Raw genomic sequence first — 25,100 nt, 5'->3', positions numbered from 1 at the left:
ACCCGGCTGACCCGGTTGCCCTGGCTGCTGCCCCGGCTGACCTGGAGGAGGGGCGTACGGGCCGGGCGGCGGCGGTATGTCCACGGGTAGCGTGCTCCTGGATTCTGGGCGGGCGGTGCGGAGAGCTTGGCGCATCGTAATCGGGCGCGGGGGCGAAAAGGTAATGCAGCGGCAAACCTCAACAACTCGGGCAGTCGTGCGGGCTGTCAACGGTCTGACCTCGCGGTGGGCGGCGACGGCGTCCGGCGACCGGGGCACCGTCTTCTCCGCGCCCGGCGTCTGGCCCCTCCTCGCCTTCCTCGCGGACGGCGCGGACGGCGAGGCCCGCACGGAGCTCGCGGACGCGGTGGGGTGCCGGGCGGACGAAGCGGCGGCGGCAGCGCGGGAGTTGCTGGCCGCGATGGACCGCGTACGGGGTCTGGACGCGGCCCTGGGCCTCTGGACCAGGCGCACCCTGACGCTGCGGGACGCGTGGCGCGACGGGGTGCCGGTGGACGCGCTGGGGGTGCTGACCGGCGACCCGGGGAAGGACGGGGCGGCGCTCGACGCGTGGGCGGCGGAGCGGACGGGTGGGCAGATCGAGCGGATGCCGGCGGGGCTGACGCCGGACACGGAACTCGTCCTGGCGAGCGCGCTCGCGCTGCACACGGACTGGGAGGTGCCGTTCGAGCGGCGCCGGACGGAGCCCGACGCGGGCCCGTGGCGGGGACTTCGGATCGCCGGGCTCCAACGGTCGACCCCCGGACCGGACGCCGTGCAGATCGGCCGGAGCCCTACCGGCCGTGTCACAGGGGTCGCCCTGCGAGGCACCGCCGAGGTGGACGTCCACCTGCTGCTCGGCGAGGCGCACATGGGCCCCGGCGAGGTGCTCACGACGGGTGTCGGGATGGTGGCGGGTGACGTCCCCGCGACACCGGGAACCGAGCTGCTGCTCCGCGGCGACTTGCCGCTCCACGCCGACTTGCCGCTCCATGGCGGCCTGCCGCGGAGCCCGGCCGGCCCGGGCGTAGTCCTCCGCGAGACCCGCACGGACGAGCCCGAAGAGGCGCCTCAGGTGACGCTGAGCACCGTGGAGTTCTCCCTCGGCGCGGAGCACGATCTGCGGGTGCCGCCCGGGCTCTTCGGCCTGGAGACCGCCTGCGCCTCGCCCCCCGGTTCCTTCCCGGGGATCTCCGACCGGGCCCTCGCGGTGGAGTCGGCCCGGCAGTCGGCGACCGCGACGTTCGGCGCGACGGGCTTCCGCTCCGCCGCGGCCACCGCGGTCGCCATGGACTGGATGGGGCTGCCCTCGCACGTGACGACCGAGCTGGCGGTCACGGTGGACCGCCCCTTCGGCTTCCTCGCCGTGCACCGCGCCTCGCGCCTCGTCCTCACGGCGGGCTGGGTCACCGACCCGGAGCCGTACCGCGAGGACGAGGATCACCACTGAACGCGTTCAGGCACCGCGTTCATTCACTGTGAGGGTCAGAACTGCAGGCTCCAGGAGTCGATCTTCCCGGTGTCCTGCGCCGCGTTGTCGCTGACCCGCAGCTTCCACGTGCCGTTGGCCGTCTCCGAAGAGGCGTTCACCGTGTACGTGGTGTTGATGTTGTCGCTGCTGCCGCCGGTGCCATAGCCCTTGAGGGTGTAGGCGGTGCCGTCGGGCGCGATCAGCTGGACCTGGAGGTCGCCGATGTACGTGTGCTGGATGGTCACCGGCACGCTCAGGGCGGCGGGCGCGTTGCCCGGGACCTCGGTCACGGTCACCGGGGACTCAGCCGTGGCGTTGTCCACGATCGGGTAGTCCGCGTCGTTCGTGAACTTCTTGCCCGGCGGGTTGGTCGTGCCCCCGGTGACGTTCAGAAGACGGTTCGGCGAGCCCGTGCCGGGGCTGGTGACGACGCCCGTCGAGGAGGCGCTGACCAGGCCCGCGGAGACCTGCGCCGGGGTCGACGTCGGGTTCTGGCCGAGGTAGATCGCGGCCGCGCCCGCCACGTGCGGGGAGGCCATCGACGTACCGGAGATGGTGTTCGTGGCGCTGTCACTGGAGTTCCACGTCGAGGTGATCGAGGAGCCCGGGGCGAACATGTCGAGGATGCTGCCGTAGTTGGAGTAGCTCGCCCTGGCGTCGGTGTTGGTCGTGGCACCGACGGTGATGGCCTCCGCCACGCGCGCGGGGGACTTGGTCGACGCGTCGGTCGACTCGTTGCCCGCCGCCACGGCGTACGTGATGCCGGAGGCGATGGAGTTGCGTACGGCCGTGTCGAGCGCGCTGTCGGCGCCGCCGCCGAGCGACATGTTGGCGACGGCGGGCTTGACCGCGTTCTTGGTCACCCAGTCGATGCCCGCGACGACCTGCGCCGTGGTGCCCGAGCCCTGGTTGTTCAGGACGCGGACGCCGACGATCTTGGCCTTCTTGGCGACGCCGTGCAGGGTGCCGCCTACGGTTCCGGCGACGTGCGTGCCGTGGCCGTGGCCGTCCTGCGCGGTGTTGTCGTTGTCGATGGCGTCGTAGCCGTAGGAGGCGCGGCCGCCGAAGTCGCTGTGGCTGATGCGGACGCCGGTGTCGATGACGTACGCGGTGACACCCTCGCCCGCGGAGTCCGGGTAGGTGTACTTCTGGTCCAGCGGCAGGTTCTTCTGGTCGATGCGGTCCAGACCCCAGGACGGCGGGTTGGTCTGGGTCGCGGAGGCAGTGAACGTACGGTTCTGGACGACCGCGTCGACCGCCGGGTCTGCGGCGAACTTCTTCGCCTCGGCCTCGGAGAGTTCGACCGCGTAGCCGTTGAGAGCCTTGTCGTAGATCCGCTCGATCTTCGCGCCGTACTCCTTGGCGAGGGCCTTGCCCTCGGCGGAGCGGGCCTTCGGAGCGTTCTTGTCGAGGCTCACGATGTAGCTGTTCTTGATCGTGCCGGGGACGCCGGCGTTCTCGATCGTGCCTTCCGCCCGGTCCGGCTGGGCGCTCGCCGGAAGGGCGGAGACGACGCCGAGGGCGAGGGCCGCGACCGCTGTCGCGCTGATCCCGGCCAGTCTTCGGCGGTTGTGACGCGTCACTGCCATCTGAGGGGTCCTCCTCAATAGGTGGTGCGCTGGTGGGGGATTGGTGCTGTGGTGCCCACACTCACGGGGACAAAAGGCAGGGGCATGTCAATACGACATGCCCGTACCTGCCTCCGTCGGGACGAAAGATTGGCGGATCCATAGGAATCCCACAAGGGCCAGGACCGGACGTAACACGACCGCCTGGCACCCGCCATGACGCGGCATCACCAACCCCCGCAGACCTCTCACGTCGCATCTTCAACAACCGCCACCACTAGCCTGCGCGCATGACAGACATCCCAGACGACACGACAGGCGATGGGGCAGACACTGACATGACAGACACGACCGCACTGCCCGACTCCACCTGCCCGGCCGACGGGACGCGCGTCCCCGCAGGCTCGCTCGCCTGGTCCTGCCCGGCCTGCCGCGGCCCTCTCGACCTGGACTTCTCCCCCGTTCCCGCGCCGCTCAAGTCCCTCACCGGGCGGGTCAACTCCCTCTGGCGGTACGCCGAATGCCTGCCGCTCCCCACCCCCTCCATCTCCCTCGGGGAGGGCCGCACTCCCCTTGTGGAGCTCGAGGGGCGGGTCTCGGCCAAACTGGATTTCCTGATGCCGACGCTCTCCTTCAAGGACCGGGGCGCGGTCATGCTCGCGGCCCTCGCCCGGCGTCTCGGCCCGGACCGGGTGATCGCGGACAGCAGCGGCAACGCGGGCACGGCCGTCGCCGCGTACTGCGCGCGTGCCGGGCTCGACTGCACCGTCTACGTCCCCGCCGGCACGTCACCGAAGAAGCTGGAGCAGATCCGCGCACACGGCGCACGCCTCCAAGTCGTCGACGGGGGCCGCGAGTCGACGGCCCTCGCCGCCCGCGCCGCCGCCGACGAGCCCGGCACGTTCTACGCCTCGCACGTCCACAACCCCTACTTCCTCCACGGCACCAAGACGTACGTCCACGAACTCTGGGAAGACCTCGGCGGCCGCCTCCCCGACACCCTCGTACTCCCCGTCGGCAACGGCACGCTGCTCCTCGGCGCGGCCCTCGCGGTCCGCGAGCTGCACGCGGCCGGACTCATCACCCGCCAACCCACCCTGTACGCCGTGCAGTCGGCGGCGGTCGCCCCGCTCGCCGCCGCGTGGCGGGCCGGCGCGGACGACCTGATCGGCGAGACCCCGACGGCGCCGACCCACGCGGAGGGCATCGCGATCCCGCGCCCGCTCCGCGCCCGGCAGATCCTGCGCGCGGTACGCCAGTCGGGCGGCGCCTTCCTCACGGTCTCGGAGCCCCAATTGGCGGACGCCCAAAGGGATCTGGCCGCACGCGGGCTCTATGTCGAGTCGACGGGGGTGGCGTGCTGGGCGGCCGTACGGGAGGGCGCGCTCGGGGAGCCCGGGGAGCGGACGGTGGTGGTGCCGCTGTGCGGGGCGGGGGCGAAGACCGGCTTGGCGGAGGGCGCCGTCTGACCGTGCGGGGGTCCATCTGACCGTGCGGGGGTTCATCTGACCGTGCGGGGGTTCATCTGACCGTGCGGGAGTCCGACTGGCCGTGCGGGGATCCATCTGACCGTGTGACTGGACGAGCCGGCCGAACGCCCGTCGGGTCCCGCGACAAGTAGGGGGTGAGACCGCCGTTCGGCGGTTGGAGAGGGAGGGACCGTGACATCGGATGAACGGGACGGCCCCGGGGTGACGGGCAAGGCACCGGACGGGGCGCCGGGCAAGGCACCGGACGGGGCGTCGGCCAAGGCGCCGGACGACGTGTCGGATGCGGTGTCGGACGAGGAGCTGCTGGTCCGTGCCGCGCGCGACGCCTCGGCCTTCGAGCCGCTGGTGCGGCGCCACGCCCCGGCGCTGCACGGCTACTTCACCCGGCGCGCGCCCGGTGCGGCGGACGATCTGCTGGCCGAGGCCTGGCTCCAGGCCTACACCGCACGGCAGGGCTTCGACGCGGGACGCGGGCCCGCGCGGGCCTGGCTGTTCGGCGTGGCCAGGAACGTGCTGTCCGCGCACTGGCGGCGCATCGAGCGGCAGCGCCCCGGCCCGGCCGGGGACGGCCGCGACGACCCGTGGGACGCGGTGGACGCGCGGCTCGACGCGGCCGCCGTGGCGCCACGACTGCGCTCGCTCCTCGCGGAGCTGCCGCCGGACGAGCGGGAGTTGCTGCTGCTCGTCGCATGGGAGCAGCTGACGCCCGGCGAGGCCGCCGCGGTGGTCGGCATCCCCGCGGGGACGGCCCGCTCACGGCTCCACCGCGCCCGGCACCGGCTCCGCGCCGACGCCCCCCTCAAGCTGACAGGAGACCTGGCATGACTGACCGCACTGAACGCACTGAACGCACTGAACGCACTGAACCCACCGAACGCGACGAGTACACCGAACTCACCCAGCACGCCCGGAACACCCGGAACACCCGGCACACCCAGCACACCGAACATGCCGACCCCACCGATCACGCCAACCACGCCAACCCCGCCGACTCCATCGGGCCCCTCGACTTCCCCGGGGCCGCGGAGCTCGTCGCGGCGGGCGAGGTGGCCCCGCCCTCCTCCGCGGCCGTGGACGCCGCATGGGCCGCCGTCTCCCGTTCGGCCCGGGGTGAAGCCGCCGTCGTACCCCTGCACACCCGTCGTCGCCTTCCGCGTCGACGCAGGCTGCTCGTCGCCGCTGCCGCCGTGGCCGCGATCGCCACGGGAGCCGTGGCCTATCCCGTCCTCGACATGGGCGGCGAGCCGGCGGCGACGGCCTCGGCGAGTCAGTTCCTGGACGGCGTGGCCGAGGTGGCCGCGGACGCTCCCGCGACGGACCCTCCGTACTGGAAGGTGCGGGTCGAGACCGTCAACCAGGACGACGGGAAGCGTACGGACACCACCTACTTCGACCGCGAGGGCCGCATCTGGTCGGTCGACGAGGACGGTACGGTCCACGAGCCGCCCGCGGGCGAGGAGGGCAAGGTCAAGAAGTGGCCGGTGGGCGAGAGGTGGCTCACCTGGCCCGCGCTGGAGAAGCTGCCGACCGACGAGAAGGCCCTCGCCGCCCTCTTCCCCGACGATCCCGACAGCCGGTTCGAGCAGGTCGCGATCCTGCTGGAGGACTCCCCCGCCGGTCCGGAGCTGCGCGCGGCGCTCTTCCGGATCCTCGCGGACACGCCCGGCGTGCGGCTGGTCGGTGACGTACGGGACAGCAAGGGCCGCGCGGGCGTCGCCGTCGAGATCACGCGGAATGCCTGGTACCGCCTGGGCACGGGCAAGAAGGTGACACAACGGACGAAGGACCGGTACGTCGTCGACCCCCGCACGGGCCTCCTCCTGGAGACGACGCACCGGATCATCGGCCAGGACACCCCGCCGGACCGCTACACCTGGCTCGAAGTGGGGCCGGCGGACCGAGTGGGCCAGAAGCCCCGTATGTAGAAGGGCCCCGGGACCGCTCCCGCTCAGGCGGCCGCCGCCCGGAACGCGTACCGCACGCCGGTCAGCTCCTCCGACACGTCCCACAGGCGGGAGCCGGTCGTGAGGTCGGTGGCCCTCGGCGCCGGCGTCACCCGCTTCGGTGCGCCACGGAGCTCGGCCATGCCGTCGGGGCCCATGAACTGTCCGCTCTCCGCGTCCGGGGCGGTCGCCGCGTACAGCTGGGGCAGCGCGCCCCGGTCCGGAGACTGGGCGAGCGGCAGGAGGAGGCGGCCGAACAGGAACTTCACCATGCCGACCGGCGAGCTCGTCTGCAGGTTGGTGGCCGTGTAGCCGGGGTGGGCGAGCACGCTCCGCACCCGGCTGCCGGCCGCGGTCAGCCGCCGGTGGAGCTCCATTCCGAAGACGGCGTTGGCCAGCTTCGACTGGTTGTAGTAGGCCATGGGCGCGTACGTGCGCTCTCCGGAGAGGTCGTCGAAGAAGAGGCTGGCCTGGCGGTGGTTGGGTGAACTCACCGTGACGACACGGGAGTCGGGGCCGGCCTCCAGCAAGTCGAGCAGTAGCCCGGTCAGCGCGAAGTGGCCGAGGTGATTGGCGGCGAACTGCACCTCGTGGCCCTGCGGGCTGAGCGTGCGGGGCGGCGCCATCACGCCCGCGTTGTTGATGAGCACGTCCAGGCGCGCGTGGTCGGCGCGTACCCCCGCGGCGAAGGCGCGGACCGATTCCAGGTCCGCCAGGTCGACTTGGCGGACGTCGAGCCGTGCGCCCGGGTGCGCGGCGGTGATCTCCGCGGCTGCGCGGCGCCCATTCCCCTCGTCGCGTACGGCGAGGATCACGTGGGCGCCCTTGCCCGCGAGTGCACGCGTCGTCGCCAGCCCGAGGCCGCTGTTGGCGCCGGTGACAAGGAAGACGCGGCCGGTCTGGTCGGGGATCTGCTCGGCGTTCCAGCTCCGCTCATTGCTCATACTCATGCGGCACAAGCTGCCTCACATGGCACTCAGTGTCAAGATGTGCCCGAGTGCCACACGGGGCGGGACCACCCCATTTCCGGGCCGTCCGGAACGCTCCGATGACAGCTTCGATACGTGACGGGGGCCTTCCGGCGAACTCCCACAGTCAGAGCCTCGGAGAATTGCCTGGTGGGGCGCCTTCCACAGCCGAGCGGGCCCCCAAAGGACATATGAGAAGCGCAACATGACGGACCGTGAGAAACGATCTCCACCTCGACTTGACCCGTGCTCGACCGCCTCGCGGCGGATGCAACATGAATGGCCATGTGGAGATCCAAGGGCCCGTCGACCAGAACCTGTTCGAGAAGGCGCTGCGGCAGGCCGTCGACGAGGCCGAGGCCCTCCACCTCACCTTCGGCGGGACGGGCGGCGTGCCGTGGCAGTCGGTGCGCGCCGAGCGCGGCTGGCCGCTGCCCTTCGTGGATATGTCGTCAGACGTCACACTGCTCGCGAACGAACATCGCGAGACGGTCGATTCCGACCGTGATTTCTTCGGGGGACAGATAGCTGAAGGAAAGGCGGATCTGGGGCCGCGGCTTTCCGTCGCCGTAGAAGTGGTGCATCGGCGTCCACAGGACCTTGTGGTGGCGTCCGGAGCGTTCGAGGAGCGCGTCGTCGACGGGAAACGGAACGGTGAGGACGACGAAGAATCCGCCGGCCGGGGTGTTCCAGGTCACGCGCGGCCGCGAGCCCTCGGGGAAATTGCGGGCCAGTTCGTCCAGTACATGCCGCAGGTTGCCCTGGTAGAGCTCCGCCTCCCGCGCATTGGCCGCGCGCAGGCTGTAGCCGTTGGCCACCAGCTTGCCGCCGATGACGGCCTGGGCGACCGGTGACGTATTCACCGTGAGCATGCTCTTGATCTTCGCGAACTCGTCGGCGAGGAGGACGACGCCGGCGCGGTCGCCGCTCCTGCGCACGTGCTGGTCCGCGACCACGAACCCGATGCGGGCGCCCGGCAGTCCGGTCTTGGCGAACGAGCCGAGGTAGACGACGCGGCGCCGGTCGCCGTCGAGCGACTTGAGCGTGGGCAGCGGCTCGCTGCCCGGGGCGGTGAACAGGCCGTACGGATTGTCCTCCAGGATGAGGAAGTCGTGCTCCTCGGCCAGCCGGATCAGCGCCTCGCGGGCGTCGGCCCCGAGGGTGGCGCCCGACGGATTGGCGAAGTCCGCCACCACGTAGCAGGCGCGCGGCCGCAGCTCCGCGGCCTTGGCCTCCTCGACGACCCGCACCAGATCGTCGAGGTCGATGCCGGCAGAGCTCTCCCTCACGGGGAGCACCCGCATGTCGGCCAGTTCGGCCGCGCCGGTCGCGCCCACGTAGCAGGGCATCGGGGCGAGCAGCACGTCCTTGTCGCTGCCGCGCAGGGCGCGCAGCGTGAGGAAGAGCGCCTCCTGGCAGCCGACGGTCACGACCACGCTCTCCGGGTCGACGTGGATGTTCTCGTCGACGGCGAGGTTCTTCGCGATCAGGTCGTGGATGATGCCCTTGGTCCGCCCGTACTGCAGCATCGTGCGGCGCACCCGGGCCTCGTCACCGCCGTACTCGGACCGCAGATGCTCCTCGAAGGTCCGCAGATGACGGTGTACGTCCTCGGTGTCGAGGAACCCCTCGTACGGCCGACCCGCAGCCATGGAAAGGGCATCCGGGAAACGGTGGGAGATCTCGTTGAGGAAGTTCATCGACTCGATCACAGGCGAATCGAGAGACCCGTGCAGGGACCCCGCATCAAGCTCCGCGCCCACACCCGTACTCGTGACGTCTTCTTCGCGCATAACCTGGCACTCGGCGACAGCGGCCGAATTTCCCCCTTTTAAGCGGATCGGGGCACAGGCTCATCACGTATCACGCAGAGAAAGTGAACCCGGGCCCCCGCTGACGGGTCCCCTGAAACACAGCATGCGGCGCCCGCCTATGGGCACCAGGCACATCTCGCTCGATTTTCGATCGAATCGAGATCGATTCAATCACGCTCCCTGACAGAGCGTCGACCACCGCCACGCACAACCCCACTCCCCCTCGCTCCCCTCACCACCCACCCAACTGCCCACAATGTGAGGGTCATTGCGGCATGGCACGCGGAGCCCCGGCTGCCGTCCCGGCGACCCCGGAGGCTAGGCTCATCCGCGGGTGCGGAGCACGCCCGGCCCGCAGTCCGAATCCTCCAAAGGGGTCGAGAAATGAATCTGGCCGCCAACGAGAACTTGGCGAATATCAGTAATGCGCTGATCTATTCGGCAATGGCCGTCTACACATTGTCCTTCCTCGCCCATATCGCCGAATGGATTCTCGGCAGCCGCAGCAAGGTCGGCCGTACGGCGGCCGCGCTCGTGGCCGAGGAGGCGAGCGGCGGCGCGGCCGGCGGGAAGACCCGGGCACAGGCGGCCGAAGGCGGCGGCACCGCCGTGCTGGAACGCCCCAAGGTCGTCGAGCGGTCGCGCTTCGAGACCCGCGACATCGCCGACGGCCCCGGCGCGCACGGCGACGACACGCAGGGCGACCTGTACGGCCGCATCGCCATCTCCCTGACGACGCTCGCCTGCCTCATCGCGGCGGGCGGCGTGGTGAGCCGCGCGCTGTCCGTGCAGCGGGCGCCGTGGGGCAACATGTACGAGTTCTCGACCACCTTCGCGACGGTGGCCGTCGCCGTGTACCTCGCCCTGCTCCTCGCCAAGAAGAACGTGCGCTGGATCGGCCTCCCGCTGGTCACCAGCGTCCTGCTCGACCTGGGCATCGCCGTCACCTGGCTCTACACCGACAGTGCCCCGCTCGTCCCCGCGCTCCACTCGTACTGGCTGTGGATACACGTCTCCACGGCGATCTTCTGCGGCGCGACGCTCTACATGGGCGCACTGTCCGCGCTGGTCTACCTCTTCCGCGACCGCTACGAGGTACGGCTCACCGACGGCCGCGTCGCCGCGTCCGAGCGCGGCCTGGCCCTCGCCCTGCGTGACAAGAAGGGCCCGGCCGGGGCCCGCCTGATGCTGTGGGCCCGCGTCGCGGGCAACGACATCATGTCCCGCCTGCCCTCCTCGGCCTCCCTGGACCGCCTCTCGTACCGCATCAACGCCGCGATCTTCCCGCTGTGGACGTTCACGATCGTGGCGGGCGCGATCTGGGCGGGCGACGCCTGGGGCCGCTACTGGGGCTGGGACCCCAAGGAGGTCTGGTCCTTCGTCACCTGGGTCGGCTACGCCTGCTACCTCCACGCCCGAGCCACCGCCGGCTGGAAGGGCCGCAAGGCCGCGTACATCGCCCTGGCCGCCTTCGCCGCGTACCTGTTCAACTACTACGGAGTGAACTTCCTCTTCGGCGGCAAGCACTCGTACGCGGGCGTCTGACCCCACCATGCGCGCCAAAGGAGCTGGGCCCTTCCCACAGGAAGGGCCCAGCTCGTTTTGAGTACTGCGGTCGACGCGGGGAGCCAACGGCTACACGTTGAAGCGGAACTCCACCACAAGGCTGTGAGCTGCGGAAATGCGGGCGCATCCCAGCACCATCCCAGCACGGGATGCGCGACAAAGTTGCAGAAGACCGAAGATCGCCAACGCTACCCGGAAGCGCCCGCACACGCCTGAAGTCTGCGGAACTTCTACGAGCGCCACATCAGCTCGTGCCACCGCACCGAACCTCGCAGAGCAGCACAGCGCTCGCGCTCACTCGCGGTCTCCCCGGACGCCAGCGGCCAGCTCCGACGCCTGGCCGCCGGCCAGAATGCACGTCCAGACCTCGGGGCTGGCGCGAGCGTCCGCAGATCCCGTATACCCCCGGTTTGGCGGGGCATAGTCAGAAGCATCCGCGCTGTCGCAGGTCAGCCTGCATAGCTCAGCGGGTGGAGCAGGCGCCTACGCGCTTGGCCGCAGGTTCGAGTCCTACCGGGGGCGCCCCAAACATGGCTGGTCAGGGCCCTCTCGGACCGCCAGCGGAGAAACGGTGCGCGCGGTACTGCGCCGTTCGTTCAGAGCGTTGGATTCCGTGCTCCCGAGAGGGGCAACGTGGATCACCTCGGCATTCAGCTGGCCGAAGTGAGACGCGCCAGGCCCCCCTTCTCCAGCTCGTGCACCACCAGCTCCTCCATCACGTGTCGCTCCCTGGTGGCGGCGTAGGCGAGGTCGTGCAGGGCAGCAGCACGCCTGGCGAAGTCCCGCCTCACCGCATCGGTCGGCCAGGGGATCTTGTAACGGGAAAAGTCCTTGCGCCTCATCGCGCGGGCCTGCTCGCCCTGCGTAACGGCCGTCAACTCTCGCCTCCGGTAACGCAGCGAGTGCAACAACCACATCCGATCAACCTCGGACTCCGTGTAAATCGCGAGCGTCCGCCGGCCTGGCACTACCGGGGTAGTGGTGAGCACGGTCCGCACCTCCCCGGGACGGGGCGCGATCAAGAGGCTGCCGGACGGGCATACAACCTCCGCTTGCGCCACGGTGCGTGAAGTCACTGCACCCAGATGTACTGGCCTGCAGTTCAGTACTTCGCGGGGGGACACCCACGGCATAGCCGACTGCTCGCTGTCCGGCAGAGACTGTGCCACACCAGCCGTAACCTGACACACTTCGCCCACTGCACGCTCGGCAGCCGAACCTGGCCCGCACGTCTGCAGCGCCTCCACGAAATGCGCATCCGCTAGTCCCGTCGCGCAAGACACAATTCGGGTGTTCAACGCATTCTTGCGCTCAGCAAGCGAGATCAGCGAAAGCAGCCTCTCCCGCACCGGCGCTGGAGGCACTGGCACGGGAAGTCGGTTGAGCGCCTGCAGAGGCAAGGTCATGTGCTCGGCGTTCGACGAGGACAGCGTTAGATAGCTGTGGCTCTGCGAGGTCTTCAGCCACCATCGAAGCCACAGATCCCATTGTTGGGCGCGGCCCTCTGGTGTCCAGCGGACGACCGCGAGCGACCTGGCGACATTCCATCCTGCGTGCTCCTCCCCTGCAACTGCTGCCTCCCCCACACGCCCCACGAGCACGACCAGGAGGTCCCCAGACCTCAGCGTGCTGCGTGGGTGACGTCTGGCCACGTCGGGAGGCACAAATGTGAACTCCTGGACGTGTACATCTCCTTCGACAATCTCTGTGGCGCGGAGCATAGGGATTCCATCGGATGCCTTCTGCTGTCGCGCAATTCCGTAGGCGGCGTACTCGACCCCTGGGAACTCACGCAACTCAACGACGGGCCACGGAGCGGGGAAATCATCCGGTTCTGTAGTCATGCCTGCTCTCCAGCGCATCACGGACTCGTTGCCTGGCTGCGGCGCTACAGTCCATGCACTCATACAGCTCAGCTTTCCGGTTCCGGTCTCCGTCTCTTGAATGCAGCTGCGCGGTGCTTCCGTTCCGTACGTAGCGTGCGGGAGTCAGGTCGAAGCCCGCATCAGCGATTTCCTCAAGACTCGCCGCACGGCACCATGGCGCGGATTCGGGAACGCCCTCGTCCTCACAGCGCCGGAGGCCCTGCCACTCACCGAAGATCTGCAGAAGGCGGTCGACCGAGTCCTGGTCGAAAATGCGCCGTGACCCGTCCCTCGCTGTCGGCAGTTTTCCTGCATCCGCAAACAGGACCCGATGGGTGTTCGGCCGCTCCCCTTTGGCGAGCAGCCACAGCGCCATGCTCGTGCTGGTGTGTGGAAAGAGCCATGCCGGCAGAGCCACGACGCCTACAACCAGACCGTTTTCGAGCAACCTGCGACGGATCAGTCCGTCGGTGCTATTGCTGCTGTGGGCTGCTCCGGGGGAGAGCAGGACAACGGCCCGCCCTTGCGGCGTCAGGTCGGCAAGAATGTGCTGGACCCAGGCGAAGTTCGCGTTGCCCGACCGTGGTACCTCCAGGGTCCACCGTCTGTCGTCCTTGAGTTCGCCATGCCCCCAATCTCGCAGGTTCACAGGAGGGTTGGCGACGATCACGTCGGCCGGTTCCGGCGACGTCCCAGCCCGAAGGCTGTCAGCTTCTCCCTTGCCGAGGTCGGCATGGAATCCGTGCAGGGCAAGGTTGACGGCCGCGGCATAGCGTGCCGTCGGATTGAGATCCGCTCCGGACAAACGCACCTCGCCGCCTTGGGTGCGAGCCCGGCAGGCGGCGGCTCGCAGTAGTCGCCCGCTTCCGCACACCGGATCCCGAACCACCTCGCCTCCTCGGGGAGCGGCCAGTCCTGCGAAGAGGTACGCCAGATCATTCGGCGTGAAGTAGTCATCGCCGCGCGAATAGCGCGTCGAGTACATGTCGAGCAACACATCGAAGAGCCCCACGTCGGGCTCCAGCCGCCGAACCTCCACGATCAGCTCGTGGAGAGCCGGATCGATGAGCTCGAAAGGACGGCTCACGCCTTCGTCGCGGCACGCGGGCAGGTTGTAGGTACGAGCGACGGGCGTACGCGGCCAGATCGCATTCAGCATCGCACCCGCGGACCCCGAGCCGGGTCGCCACGGGCGCCCCGCCTCCACTGCTGCTCCATGGCTGGACCAGCAGTGGAGGTAGACCACTTGAAAGGCGAGTCGGTACGTCGTCTCGGCATCAGTCGTGCTGCGCAGCTTCTCAACGGCCAGTAGCACTCGCCGGTACTTCAGGCGCCCCAGCTCGCTCCCTCGCTCCTTCGGGATCACGACGACATCAGCCACGTAACAGTGGCCAGTCCGATGAGCATGGCGCCTCCACAGGCACCACCGCCGTACTTGACAGCTGTGACCATCTTCCTGGCGCCCGCAAACTCGAGAATGCCGGCCACGAGCCCCACCACCACAGACGCCAGGACGACCACCATCAACTGCAGCGCTCTCTGCGACATGCCCTAACTCCCCCAGACTGCTCTACCGTTCTGCGGACCGTTCCGCGGACTCGAAAGTAGCGGCCGGGCGCTCTCCGCGTCGCGCAGCACTGGAATTTTCTTTTGAGTAAGGGGAGCGAACACGTCCGATGCCGGTCTCAATACGGGGCATCCGACCGGGCAGAGAACCGCCGCGCCAAGCAAGCGCTGTGCCGGGGCAAGGAGCCATACGGACAAGGGCTATGCGTCGGCGGTCGAGCCGTCCTGGGACCACCGGTCGGCGAAGTGCTCCATCTGACGGATCACCAGCTTGATCGCGTCCTCCGACTGCTCCGGCGGGTAGCCGTGGCGAGCCAGGAGGCGCTTGATAGTGGCCCGGAGCTTTGCGCGGACGGGTTCGCGGGCGATCCAGTCCTTCTTGAGATTTTTGCGGACCTGGACGACGAGGTCCCGGGCGATTCCAGAGAGGATCTCGTCGCCCATGAGGTCGCGAGCGCTGCCAAGGTCGGCGACCGCGTCATAGAAGGCGAGTTCGTCATTGCCCAGCGGCGGGGTGAACTTCTCGCCACGCCGGGCGTCCTCGGCGACTGTCCTGGCCAGTTCCACCAGCTGGGCGATGATCTCGGCGCTGGTGAGCTGCTGCCGCATGTAGCGGGTCATCAGATCCTGGAGGCGTTCCGAGAACGCGGTCTGGCGGACGACGTTGTGCCGGGTCTGCTCTCGCATCTTCTGCTCGACGAGGCGGCGCAGGGCTTCGGCGGCCAGGTGCGGGGTTTCGCTGTTCTGCAGGCGGCCGACGAGTGCGTCGTTGAGGTGGGTGAGGTCGGCCTTGTCCAGTCCGGCCTCGGAGAAGAGGTCGGTGACGCCGCCGGTCTCCACGACAGCTGAGGTGAGCTGCGAGAGGTAGAGGGCGACGTCGCGGGCGACGGGCAGGCCCTGGGCTTCGCGGTCCATGGCGTCGAGCTTCGCCATGTACGTACGGACCTCGACGAGGAACTGGATGTCGCGCTTCCAGTAGGGCTGGTCAGGGAATCGGGAACCGACGTCGGCGGAAGAGCCGGCGAGGGCGAAGAACCGTTCCAGGCGATAGCCGTGCTCACGGAAACGGCGGCTGAGAGTCTGATTCGGGTCGTCGAGCTGGTCGGGGTTGTTGCCCGGGGTGGCGGGGCTGCGCAGGTACTCGGCCGTGGTGTAGGCCGCCTTGATGAAGGACTTCGGGTCGGGACGGGAGAGGCGTTCGCGCCAGTTCCAGCCGAGGAGCATCTGGTCGAGGATGTCGTACTCGTTGCGGAGTTCGTCCAGGGCACGGTCGATGTCCTGGCCGAGGGTCTGGTCCGCCTGGTCGTCGGCGGAGTACTCGGCGATCGCCTTCTGGAGGTTCTCGGTGAGGGGGGCATAGCCAACGAGGAGGCCGTCTTCCTTGTTGCGGAAGCGGCGGTTGACGCGGGCCAGGGCCTGCATCAGGCCGGCGCCGCGCAGCGGCCGGTCCAGGTACATGGTGTGGATGGACGGCGCGTCGAAGCCGGTCAGGAGCATGTTGTTGACGATGAGGAGCTGGAGCTCGTCCTCGGGGTCCTTGGCGCGGTTGATGACGGCCTTGCGCTGGGAGTCGCGCAGGGCGTGGGCGCGTAGCTCCTTGTTGTCCTTGCGGGAGTCCGAGGAGTAGACGATCTTCATGGCGCCGGTGGTGGGGTCATCCGTGTGCCAGTCGGGGCGCAGTTCACGCAGAGCGTCGTAGACGCGGACGCAGATCTCGCGGGTGGCGCAGACGAGCATTGCCTTGCCGGGGGCTGCGCCGGGTGCGTCGTCGGCGTCCGCGACGAAGGGCAGCATCGCTGTGCGCCGCGCCTCCCAGTGTTCGACCAGGTCCTGGGTCAGGTCGCGTATCCGGGCCGGGGTGCCGTACATGGCGTTCATGGTGGCGACGGCCTGCTCGACGCGTGTGCGCTCGGTGTCGTCCAGGCCGTCGGTGATGCGGTCAGCCTCGGTATCGATGGTGGTGGGGTCCACGTCGCGGTCGAGGACGAGCTGGACGACGCGGCTTTCGTGGTAGACCTTCACGGTCGCGCCGTCGTCAGCGGCCCGCTTGAGGTCGTAGGTGTCGATGTAGTCGCCGAAGACCTCGCGGGTGTTGCGGTCGGCCTCGGAGATTGGAGTGCCGGTGAAGGCGAGCAACGTGGCGTGTGGGAGCGCGTCGCGCAGGTGGCGGGCGTAGCCGTCGAGATGGTCGTAGTGACTGCGGTGGGCCTCGTCGACCACGACGACGATGTTGCGCCGCTCGGAGAGGAGCGGGTGATCGGTCCCAGCCTCCTTCTCCTGCTTGGTGCGGCCGAACTTCTGCAGGGTGGTGAAGAGGATGCCGCCGGTGCGCTTAGCCACGAGTTCTTCGCGGAGTTCGGCGCGGTTGAGGAACTGGTGGGGCTGTTCCGGGAGGACCTCGCTCTCCTTGAACGTGTCGAAGAGCTGGTCGTCGAGGTCGGTGCGGTCGGTGACGACCACGACGGTGGGGTTGTGCAGGGCGGGGTCGCGCATGACGAGGTTGGTGGTCAGCACCATCTCCTCGGACTTGCCCGAGCCCTGGGTGTGCCAGACCACACCGGCCTTGCCGTCAGTCGCGGTGGCGCGGCGTACAGCGTCGGCGGCACGGGTGACCGCGAAGTACTGGTGCGGCTTCGCGATGCGCTTCATGCGCTTGGCCGGCACGAAGTTGATGAAGGACCGGACGAGGGAGAGGAAGCGCGGCTGGGTGAACAGGCCGTGCAGGGCAAGGTCCTGGCCGGTCGGGATGTCGTCGCCGTCCGCGCCCACGTTGGCGCTGAAGTCACCCAGGGCATCCACACGGGCGCCGAACTCGTCGGTGTTCCACGGGGCGAAGTGCTCGTACGGGGTGAAGGGCGTGCCGTACTTGGCGGTTATCCCGTCGGAGAGCAGCACGACCGCGTTGTAGCGGAAGGCGGTCGGGAACTCCTCGACGTAGTGCCGGATCTGGGTGTGTGCGGCAGCAAGGGTGGCGTTCGGGTCGCCCGCCCTCTTGAGCTCGATGACGGCGACCGGAAGTCCGTTGACATACAGGACGAGGTCGAAGCGGCGATTGCGCTCGCCGTTGATCACGGTCACCTGGCGGACTGCGCGGTACGTGTTCGCATCCGCGTTCTCCAGATCGACGATCCGGACGGTCGGGGTGTGCTCGGCGCCGAGCGCGTCGGTGTACGTGACGGAGTGGACGCCGTCGGTCAGATAGCCGTGCGCGGTCCGGTTCTCCTCGTACGTGTCCTGCGAGGTGGGCGTCGCGGCGGTCGCGAGGGCCTCGCGGACGGCATCCGGGGGGAGGGCGGGGTTGAGCCGCTCGATGGCCTCGCGAAGGTCGGAGTAGAGAATCAGGTCGTCCCAGGAACGGCGGTGGCCGGATCCGGGGACGAGCTCTTTGCCCTCGGCCTTGGGCCAGTCGAGCTCCAGGAGCTCTTCGAGGGCGAGGAGTTCCCAGTCGAGTTCGAGGGGGCGGAAGTTGTCGGGGGCGGGGGTGTCGCTAGTGCCGTTGTCGTTCCCGTGCGTGGTCATACGTGGTCCTCGACAATCTTCTCGGCGTCTTTGACGCGGAGGCGGCCGGACATGAGTTGAGGGAGGAGGGTATCGCGGAGGGTGGCGAGGGTTTGGTTCTCCATAAGTGAATGCGCGACACGAGCCAAGAGCGGCGATGCAATGGCGTGCCACTCAGTAAGCAGTGGGCGATCCGGCACAGCGCATTGGAGCTCAGTAATTACCCTCTTATTGATGTGCTGCTGCGCCCCTCCCGAGGCGTGCTTAATGAGATCAGCAACACGCGCCCGAATATCAAAGAATAGCCAGTCGCTCAGAGCAGGGTTCGACGACCAGACACCCGCGACATTCTGACTTCCTCCGGCGAGAATTTCCAGGCGGGAGATCTTTCCCATGGTGGCGCCCGTGATTCCGATCAAAGTTGCCCCCGGCGGCATCATCTTCACAGAGCTTCCCGCCAGCCCGCTCTCGGTAATCATCTCACTTGGTTCAACGACGCGAAATTCGTTAGCCTTGCCGGAATTGATCCAGTTGACCGTTCCTCGGGTCCAGTACTCCGACTTCGATCGGCTCGGTGTTCCGCCTACCACGACGGTAGCCAGCTGGCCAAGCGGAGCATCTCTACACAAGCCGCGCCCTGCTTGCCCGTAACGTGCTTTCGCTAGGGCATCCCCTGTGGCCGCGGCGCGCTCATTGACGGCGATCTTGTCGTCCAGCGCCCCGAGAACAGCCGCGATGGCACGCTGTTCATCAGGATCCGGAAGACTAATGGGAATCTGCGTGATGTAATTCCTGTTAAGCATTGGCTGGGCGGCGCCGGAATTGTATCCAGAAAAGTCGATCTCCCCCAGCAGGTGATAGACAAACCTAGGATCATTCCCCAGGAAGTCGGTCACGTAAAGCGAAGTATTGAGCGGCCAAAAATCTTCGGCGCAGTATGTGGCGTGCCCCATGGAGGCCCCAGCGCGACCAACAACGACGCCAGGGGCCTTCGCGATCGCCGTGTCATGAAATCCACTTGGCCCAGCCGCTCCGACCACCGGAACATTCCCCGGGTTCCGACTCGTCGTCGGAAGGTCGTGGCCACGACGCAGCTTCACGAGCTGGTCAAGCGTAGTGCGAGTCCATTCAGACATCGACCCTCCCCAGCTGCTCGCGCACCGTCTTGGCCAACTCGTCCGACTTGTCGAACAGCTCGTATAGCTCCCCCGTCAGCCGCGCGATCTTCTCCGCGACCGCCTCGGCGTCCTCTTCCTCCGCTTCAGTCGCACCGACATACCGTCCCGGCGTCAGCACATACCCGTGCTCCTGCACTGTCTTCAGGTCCGCGCTCGCGCAGAACCCCGGCACGTCCTCGTACGACTCCTCCGCGTCCTTCGCACTCGTCGTCCCGCGCCACGCGTGATAGGTCCCTGCGATCTTCGCGAGATCGTCCTCCGTCAGGTCCCGCTCGGTACGGTCGACCATCTCGCCCATCTCCCGGGCATCGATGAACAAAATCTCGCCCCGGCGATCCGCGGCAGCGACCTTCTGCCCCTTCACGCCCCCTGGCGACTTGTCCTTCGCCAGGAACCACAAACAAGCCGGAATAGCCGTCGTCCGGAACAGCTGAGCTGGCAGCGCGACCATGCAAGCCACCATGTCCCCATCCACCAACGCCTGCCGGATCTCCCCCTCCCCGCTCTGCTGGCTGCTCATCGAGCCATTAGCGAGGACGACGCCGGCCGTCCCCCGCTCCCCCAGCTTGCTGATCATGTGCTGCAGCCAGGCATAGTTGGCGTTGCCCTTCGGCGGGACGCCGTACTTCCACCGCGGATCCGACTCGTTCCGCGCCCAGTCCTTGATGTTGAAGGGCGGGTTGGCCATCACATAGTCGGCCTTGAGGTCCGGGTGCTTATCGTCGGCGAAGGTGTCGCCCCAGCGGGCGGCAAGGTTGCCGTCGATGCCGTGGATGGCGAGGTTCATCTTGGCCAGGCGCCAGGTGCGTTCGTTGAGTTCCTGGCCGTAGACGGAGATGTCGGCCTTGTGGCCGCGGCCACGGTGGGCCTCAATAAACTTGGCGGCCTGGACGAACATGCCTCCCGATCCGCAGGCCGGGTCGTACACCCGCCCCTCGTACGGCTCCAGGACCTCCACTAGCAGGCGGACGACGCTGCTCGGGGTATAGAACTCGCCGCCCCGCTTGCCCTCGGCGCGGGCGAAGTTGCCGAGGAAGTACTCGTAGACCTCGCCGAGGATGTCCTGGGCAGGCTTGTCGTCGTTGCCGCCGAAGCGGGCATCAGTGATGAGGTCGACGAGTTCGGCCAGGCGCTTCTTGTCGACGTTGTCCTTGTTGAAGATCTTGGGGAGGACGCCGAGCAACGACGGGTTGGCCTTCATGATGGCGTCCATGGCCTGGTCGAGGGCCTCACCGACGTTGCCGCTCTTGGCGTTGGCGGAGATCGAGGACCAGCGGGCGCTCTCGGGGACCCAAAAAACGTGGTGCCCGGTGTACTCGTCCTGGTCCTCCAAGAACTCCTCCATACGGTCCTCGGCGATGCCCTCCTCAGCGAGTTCCTTGGCGAGCTGTTCGCGGCGCTCTTCGAAGGCGTCGGAGACGTACTTGAGGAAGATCAGGCCGAGGACGAACTCCTTGTACTGGTTGGCGTCCATGGAACCGCGCAGCTTGTCGGCGGCCTTCCAGAGGATGGCCTGGATTTCCTTGGGCGTGGAGGCGGTGAACAGTTCCGCCTGGTCGGCGGGCTTCTTCTTCCGGGGCGGCATGGGCGTTCGGGTCTCCTTCAAGAGATTTCGGGAGTCAGGCGGAGGTCAGACGAGAGTGGTTCAGCGAGGGTCAGCGTGCCGTCGACTAGGCCGGCGGCGGTCAGGGAGGTCAGGTCGTCGAGGGCGGCCGCGTGCCGGCGCAGCAGAGCGGTACGGCGGGCGATGTCGGCCAGGAGGGCGTCGTATCGCTCGGCCTCGTCGCCGGGGAGGTCGGGGATGAGAAGGTCTTCTATGCGGCGGGCGGAGCGGACCGCGCCGCTCACTCGCCGGTGTTCGGCCGCCGCCGAGCGCAGGAGCGCTGCCAGGACACGGGGCCGTACGAGATGCTCGGCGTCGGCTCGTACGCGCAGGACGCGGGCGGGGAAGGCGACCACGGACAGGCCCTCGTCGTCGACGTACGCGCCGAAGCTCGGGGTGGCGGTGACGACGATGTCACCTGGTTCGGTGAAGTAGGCGTGCTCGTAAGCGGTGAGGAGCACGGCGCGGTCGATTCGGTGGCTGCCGACCGGTGCGGTGCCGGTGATCTCGGCCGGGGTGAGGACGGTGTAGTGGCCTGCGCCGCCGGTGGTGAGGTGTTCGTCGGCGATGCGGTGGCCGGGCAGGCGGCGCAGGCGACGGTCCTTGAGTAGGCGGGCCACGGTGGTGCGGCGGACCGGCCGGTCATCGGGGCGCAGGACGGCGTTGCTGCGGATCGTGGGTGCGTGGTCGAGTGCGCTGCGGGTGGCGTCGATCAGCTGCTGGAGCCGGAGTTCGGTTTCGGCGATGCGGGCCGGGCGTTCGACGACGGTGCGGGTGTAGCGGTCGGCGTGCGAACGGTGCTGCGGGGTGAACGCAGTGCCCGGTGCGCCGGTCAGTGTGGTGGCCGGGACGATGACGGCGTTGCGCGGTTCGTGACGGCCGTCCGACCGCCAGCCGGCGTCACGGAAGATGTCGATGTCCTCGGCCAGCGTGTCCAGGGCCTGCGCGGTAAGGGTGCGTGAGGAGAGGTCGGCGAGGAGGACCTGGCCGGTGCGCTGTGCTTCGGGGGTGCGGTGCAGGACCCAGACCGCGGTGCGGTGGGCCGGGCGGAAAGGGAGCACGCCTTCGGGGAGGCTGATCGCGGCCTTTAGGAGGTGCTGTTCCAGGAAGCCCCGGCGCAGGCGGTCTGCTTCCCCACGTGCGGGCAGGGGGCGGACGAGCGCATCGGCGGGGCCCAGGACGATGGCCGCGCAGTCCTCGGCGAGGAGGTCGGTGAGGTCCTGCAGGTTCTGCAGGACGGCGAGCGGGCTGCGGGTCTCGGCCGCCTCGTAGGGGAGGGCACAGACGACGACGTGCGGGTTTCCCCAGTCGTCCGTGGACAGTTCCGCGCCGTCCACGAGGTCCATCTCGTACTCCTGGACGCCTTGGGCCATGAGGCGGCGGCGGGCGAGCCGGACCAGGTCCGGCGTCGAGTCTGCGGAGAGGAGGAAGGGCGTGTCCTCGGCGTCGGAGACTGCTTCATGCAGGGCGACCAGCAGATCTCCGCTCCTGGGGTACAGGACAGCGGCCGTCGCCCCTTGCCCGCGCTCGTTCAGACGCGCGATGCCGCTCAGGTGGGCCATCGCCCGGCTCACCAGCGGAATCGGTTCGTCGGCGGCTAGGTCGTCGCAGCCCAGGCGGCGGCGCGCGTCCATGACCCGTTCGAGCGCGTCGGCCGGGGTGTAGGCGGCCTCGGTGAGCTGGTCGGCGAGCACGGCGAGCAGGGGGCCCTGCCGTTCGGCGTCCGGCAGGTCACGCAGTTCTTCGTGGAGGTAGGCGTCCTCGAAGTCGGTCACCGCGGCGCGCTCCAGGATCGTGCGCCAAGGCAGCTCGGAGAGCGGTTCGTCAAGGAGCTGGCGAAGGCAGAGCAGCGCGGTCACGGTGTCGACCAGCGTGCGGGCGGGGATCGCGCGCCGCCAGGCGGACAGGGTGTGCAGCACCAGCTCCGCCCGGATCTGGTCGGCGTCAGCGTTGCCGCGGCCGGTGGACAGAAGCCATTCGGCGACTTCGCCGCCATCGAAGAGCGGGCTTGCTCCCTCGTATGCGACGGGCTCGGGGAAGTCCGCGTGCCGGCGCGCCCAGGTGGTGACGACGGGCCGTTGCACCTGGGCCAAAGTCCCGATTTCGGCGTAACTGATCCGCCAGGAGGTCTCCTCCGGCAGGATGGGAACGGCTGCTTCACGCGTGCTGGCCATGGCGGTTCCGCTCCCTTCGTGACGACTGCCTCTTGCTCTCGGTCGAGAACGCTTCTTCCAGTGCGCCTCACACGCTACAGCCGGTCGAGCTCTCAGCCCCGCCAAGGGTTGATAACCAGGGTTATCAGGTTCTCGAACAGGCTTATCTCCCGCCTTCTGGCACCTTGGTCACCCTCACCCCAGCACCACCCGCCGGGACCCCGGCCCATGCGAGCCCGACCCCACCGGCGTCCTCATCACCGCACCTCTGCTCCCTTGCCGGGCACTCACCCCCGTCCGCCTCGACACCACCCGTCCCGTAAGGCCGCTCGTGTTACCAAACCGCACCGCAACCTCGCCCCAGGAGACCTCTGTGTCCAGCACCGCGTCGAAGCGCACCCTGTACCGCCTGACCCACGTCAAGGCGACCCCTGAGTCGATGCTCGAAGCCCTCGACGTCGACGCCCTCGACACCCTGGACGCGGTCGTGCGCGACGTCAGCGATCACATGGGAGTTCCCGCCCTCGCGGTGTCCTTCGCCGTAGCGAAGGAGGAAGCCGCCTGGGGCAAGGACATCCTCCGGCTCGCCGACGAATCGGATCTGCTGCAGAGCGAGCAGCGCACCGGCGCACTGCTCATGCTCGCCGTCGACGGCGCGGTGTACGCGATCGGCTTCGACCAGGGGTACCGGCTTCTCCCCACCCAGCTCAAGGACGCGCACTTCGGTCTGTCCTTCGGTATCCGCGCCATCAACCCGCGGCAGGTGCGGGACTTCACCGCCAGCGTCCTCGGCCAGGCGCGCATCGACAGTTCCCTGGTCCCTGCCGGCGCCTCCGTACCGGCCCTCGGCCTCCGGGACCATGGGCGGATCATCCGCCACCTCGGCGGCTACCTCGACGAAGTCGACCTCACTGCGGGGAGCGGCACCAGGAACGGGGCCATAACCGCGGAGGGCGGCATCGGTCTCCGTATCAAACTCGGCACCACCCCCACCACGCTGGTCAAGGACATCCGCGCTATCGCCGCGATCTGCGAGCACGTCCTTCCCCACCCCGACCTGGCCTTCGTGGAGCACATCACCCCGGTCAAGGCCCCCTCCCTCATCGACGCGCTCGACGCGGAACTGGACGCCACGCTCGGCCGTCCCGCAGACGGCCGGATCGTCAGCGCTGTCCCCTTTTCCCAGAGCGCCGACCTGTCCCGGTCCACCGCCTGCACCATCAAGATCGGATCCTGCCCACCCCACCTCCAGGACGAGTTCAGTCTCGACTACGTCCTGGAGCGGGCCCGCGTGATCAAGGCAGGCGCACGCGTCGAGGCCCTCCGGCAGGGCACCGTCGAACTGTTCCGCGACACGCTCGCCGCACGGACCGCACTCGCCCCGCGCACCGCTTCCCTCGAAGCCCTGTCCAAGGAATCCGCCATGAAGTGGATTGGGGCCACCTTCTCCCTCAACTCCCGCACGTTCTGCCTGCTCGACGATGAGTGGTACGAGCTCGGGGCGGACTACCTGCGCAACGTCAACGAGACCGTGGCCACGTTGTTCCCCGACGCGCCCTCCGTCGACCTCCCCCGCTGGCCGCTCGTCGAGAAGCTGAACAAGAAGGGAATCCGCGTGATCCGCCCCGCAGACGAAGGCGACTACAACAAGCTGGCCGCCCAGGCCCGCCGCGGCTGGGTCTGCCTGGACAAGAAGAATGTCCACAACCCCTTTCGGCCGAGCAACTCTGTCGAGATCTGCGACCTGTTCACCGAGGACGGCACGCTTGTCCTCGTGAAGCCCGCGCACTCCTCTAGTCCGCTAAGTCACCTGTTCAACCAGGCGCGCGTCTCCGTTGAACTCCTCTTCGAGAACGCGGCCGTACGCGCGGAGTTCGCCCGGTCCGTACACGTCAACAGCGATCCGGCCCGCAGCATCCCCGAGGATTTCACCCCGCGCCGCGTCGTCTTCGCGATCCTTCTGAAGGACGGAGCCAAGCTCACGCCGGACTCCCTCTTCCCGTTCTCCGCCATCACCCTGGCCCAGACCGCGAAGGCCCTCGCCGCTCGCGGCGTGACCGTCGAAGTCATCGGCATCGAAAGCGAGTCGGCCCAGTCGGCCATGCTCGACGAGGCTGCATAGCCGCCCGGGCCCGCTCACCACGTGCAGCGTTCCCGGAGCCTGGCCGAATCCGCTTCCCCTTGAGCGCACCCCTACCTGCGAGCGGCCGACGCTCCCACCGGCACCACCCGCGCCCGCCCCTCCACCCACACCGTCGCACAAACCCGCAGGTCAGAACCATGCGCAACACCAGCCACGTTTGGCGGCTCCCGCCGGGGGCGCACGTTTATGCAGGTTAGAGGCTGTCCCTGGCTCTTCGTGAGATCTCCCGCAGAGGGCCTTTTCAGCACCTCCGAGGTCATTCTGCGCGTAAATAACCCTCGTTGAGAGGGCGCGT

Annotated in this window: 16 protein-coding genes; 6 read left to right on the top strand and 10 right to left on the bottom strand. The window is 68.5% G+C overall.

Going from position 1 to position 25,100, the window contains the following annotated elements; genetic code table 11:
* Positions 1–196 precede the first annotated feature (196 nt).
* Complete coding sequence (locus tag AB0N81_RS33655; RefSeq protein ID WP_365365125.1) at positions 197–1,429, top strand: serpin family protein; 1,233 nt, start codon at positions 197–199, stop codon at positions 1,427–1,429.
* Positions 1,430–1,464: 35 nt separating this feature from the next.
* On the opposite strand, the gene AB0N81_RS33650 is transcribed toward AB0N81_RS33655, so the two are convergent.
* Positions 1,465–3,039 carry a S8 family peptidase gene (locus tag AB0N81_RS33650; RefSeq protein ID WP_365365123.1) on the bottom strand — a complete coding sequence of 525 codons (1,575 nt, stop codon included), beginning with the start codon at positions 3,037–3,039 and terminating at the stop codon, positions 1,465–1,467.
* Between the two features lie 317 nt (positions 3,040–3,356).
* On the opposite strand from AB0N81_RS33650, the gene AB0N81_RS33645 reads away from it, so the two are divergent.
* The 3 genes from AB0N81_RS33645 (at position 3,357) to AB0N81_RS33635 (ending at position 6,433) form a co-directional block, all read left to right on the top strand.
* Positions 3,357–4,487 carry a threonine synthase gene (locus AB0N81_RS33645; RefSeq protein WP_365365120.1) on the top strand — a complete coding sequence of 377 codons (1,131 nt, stop codon included), beginning with the start codon at positions 3,357–3,359 and terminating at the stop codon, positions 4,485–4,487.
* A gap of 192 nt (positions 4,488–4,679) precedes the next feature.
* Entirely contained in the window at positions 4,680–5,333 is a 654-nt protein-coding gene (locus tag AB0N81_RS33640) for an RNA polymerase sigma factor (protein WP_365365118.1), read from the top strand.
* A complete protein-coding gene (locus tag AB0N81_RS33635; RefSeq protein ID WP_365365115.1) occupies positions 5,330–6,433 on the top strand; it encodes a CU044_5270 family protein in 1,104 nt (367 codons plus the stop codon). Before AB0N81_RS33640 ends, AB0N81_RS33635 begins: the two co-directional genes overlap by 4 nt.
* A gap of 23 nt (positions 6,434–6,456) precedes the next feature.
* Here the strand turns inward: AB0N81_RS33635 and AB0N81_RS33630 are convergent, their stop codons facing one another.
* Both AB0N81_RS33630 and AB0N81_RS33625 read right to left on the bottom strand, forming a co-directional pair.
* On the bottom strand, positions 6,457–7,395 hold the full coding sequence (locus AB0N81_RS33630; RefSeq protein ID WP_365365190.1) for an oxidoreductase: 939 nt from the start codon (positions 7,393–7,395) through the stop codon (positions 6,457–6,459).
* Positions 7,396–7,871: 476 nt separating this feature from the next.
* Positions 7,872–9,119 (bottom strand): PLP-dependent aminotransferase family protein, encoded by a 1,248-nt coding sequence (locus AB0N81_RS33625; protein ID WP_365365113.1) that lies wholly within the window; start codon positions 9,117–9,119, stop codon positions 7,872–7,874.
* 498 nt (positions 9,120–9,617) lie between these two features.
* Here AB0N81_RS33625 and ccsB point away from each other — a divergent pair, with 498 nt between their 5' ends.
* Positions 9,618–10,778, top strand: a complete 1,161-nt coding sequence (ccsB, locus tag AB0N81_RS33620; protein WP_365365111.1) for a c-type cytochrome biogenesis protein CcsB — start codon at positions 9,618–9,620, stop codon at positions 10,776–10,778.
* Between the two features lie 671 nt (positions 10,779–11,449).
* On the opposite strand, the gene AB0N81_RS33615 is transcribed toward ccsB, so the two are convergent.
* From AB0N81_RS33615 to AB0N81_RS33585, 7 genes are all read right to left on the bottom strand, one after another.
* Positions 11,450–11,788: a hypothetical protein gene (locus AB0N81_RS33615; RefSeq protein ID WP_365365109.1), complete on the bottom strand. Its 339-nt coding sequence runs from the start codon at positions 11,786–11,788 to the stop codon at positions 11,450–11,452.
* 835 nt (positions 11,789–12,623) lie between these two features.
* A complete protein-coding gene (locus AB0N81_RS33610; protein WP_365365107.1) occupies positions 12,624–14,045 on the bottom strand; it encodes an N-6 DNA methylase in 1,422 nt (473 codons plus the stop codon).
* Positions 14,027–14,212 (bottom strand): hypothetical protein, encoded by a 186-nt coding sequence (locus tag AB0N81_RS33605; protein WP_365365105.1) that lies wholly within the window; start codon positions 14,210–14,212, stop codon positions 14,027–14,029. Before AB0N81_RS33605 ends, AB0N81_RS33610 begins: the two co-directional genes overlap by 19 nt.
* Positions 14,213–14,431: 219 nt before the next feature.
* Positions 14,432–17,749: a type I restriction endonuclease subunit R gene (locus tag AB0N81_RS33600; protein ID WP_365365103.1), complete on the bottom strand. Its 3,318-nt coding sequence runs from the start codon at positions 17,747–17,749 to the stop codon at positions 14,432–14,434.
* Positions 17,746–18,864, bottom strand: coding sequence for a restriction endonuclease subunit S (locus AB0N81_RS33595; RefSeq protein WP_365365101.1), 1,119 nt, complete (start codon positions 18,862–18,864; stop codon positions 17,746–17,748). The genes AB0N81_RS33600 and AB0N81_RS33595 overlap by 4 nt, the downstream gene beginning before the upstream one ends.
* Complete coding sequence (locus AB0N81_RS33590; protein ID WP_365365099.1) at positions 18,857–20,491, bottom strand: class I SAM-dependent DNA methyltransferase; 1,635 nt, start codon at positions 20,489–20,491, stop codon at positions 18,857–18,859. Before AB0N81_RS33590 ends, AB0N81_RS33595 begins: the two co-directional genes overlap by 8 nt.
* Before the next feature lie 17 nt (positions 20,492–20,508).
* Complete coding sequence (locus tag AB0N81_RS33585) at positions 20,509–22,683, bottom strand: hypothetical protein (protein ID WP_365365097.1); 2,175 nt, start codon at positions 22,681–22,683, stop codon at positions 20,509–20,511.
* A gap of 352 nt (positions 22,684–23,035) precedes the next feature.
* On the opposite strand from AB0N81_RS33585, the gene AB0N81_RS33580 reads away from it, so the two are divergent.
* Entirely contained in the window at positions 23,036–24,784 is a 1,749-nt protein-coding gene (locus AB0N81_RS33580) for a DUF6119 family protein (RefSeq protein ID WP_365365095.1), read from the top strand.
* Positions 24,785–25,100: the final 316 nt, after the last annotated feature.

The sequence above is a fragment of the Streptomyces sp. NPDC093510 genome, from assembly GCF_040683555.1.
Classification (GTDB): domain Bacteria; phylum Actinomycetota; class Actinomycetes; order Streptomycetales; family Streptomycetaceae; genus Streptomyces.
This window is presented reverse-complemented; position numbering and strand designations above follow the sequence as displayed.

Bases quoted from the DNA above. Each gene is read 5' to 3' on its own strand.
- AB0N81_RS33625 (WP_365365113.1), bottom strand. From the start codon at position 9,119: ATGAACTTCCTCAACGAGATCTCCCACCGTTTCCCGGATGCCCTTTCC.
- AB0N81_RS33645 (WP_365365120.1), top strand. From the start codon at position 3,357: ATGACAGACACGACCGCACTGCCCGACTCCACCTGCCCGGCCGACGGG.
- AB0N81_RS33630 (WP_365365190.1), bottom strand. From the start codon at position 7,395: ATGAGCAATGAGCGGAGCTGGAACGCCGAGCAGATCCCCGACCAGACC.
- AB0N81_RS33590 (WP_365365099.1), bottom strand. From the start codon at position 20,491: ATGCCGCCCCGGAAGAAGAAGCCCGCCGACCAGGCGGAACTGTTCACC.
- AB0N81_RS33605 (WP_365365105.1), bottom strand. From the start codon at position 14,212: ATGTCGCAGAGAGCGCTGCAGTTGATGGTGGTCGTCCTGGCGTCTGTG.
- ccsB (WP_365365111.1), top strand. From the start codon at position 9,618: ATGAATCTGGCCGCCAACGAGAACTTGGCGAATATCAGTAATGCGCTG.
- AB0N81_RS33600 (WP_365365103.1), bottom strand. From the start codon at position 17,749: ATGACCACGCACGGGAACGACAACGGCACTAGCGACACCCCCGCCCCC.
- AB0N81_RS33595 (WP_365365101.1), bottom strand. From the start codon at position 18,864: ATGTCTGAATGGACTCGCACTACGCTTGACCAGCTCGTGAAGCTGCGT.
- AB0N81_RS33650 (WP_365365123.1), bottom strand. From the start codon at position 3,039: ATGGCAGTGACGCGTCACAACCGCCGAAGACTGGCCGGGATCAGCGCG.
- AB0N81_RS33635 (WP_365365115.1), top strand. From the start codon at position 5,330: ATGACTGACCGCACTGAACGCACTGAACGCACTGAACGCACTGAACCC.
- AB0N81_RS33585 (WP_365365097.1), bottom strand. From the start codon at position 22,683: ATGGCCAGCACGCGTGAAGCAGCCGTTCCCATCCTGCCGGAGGAGACC.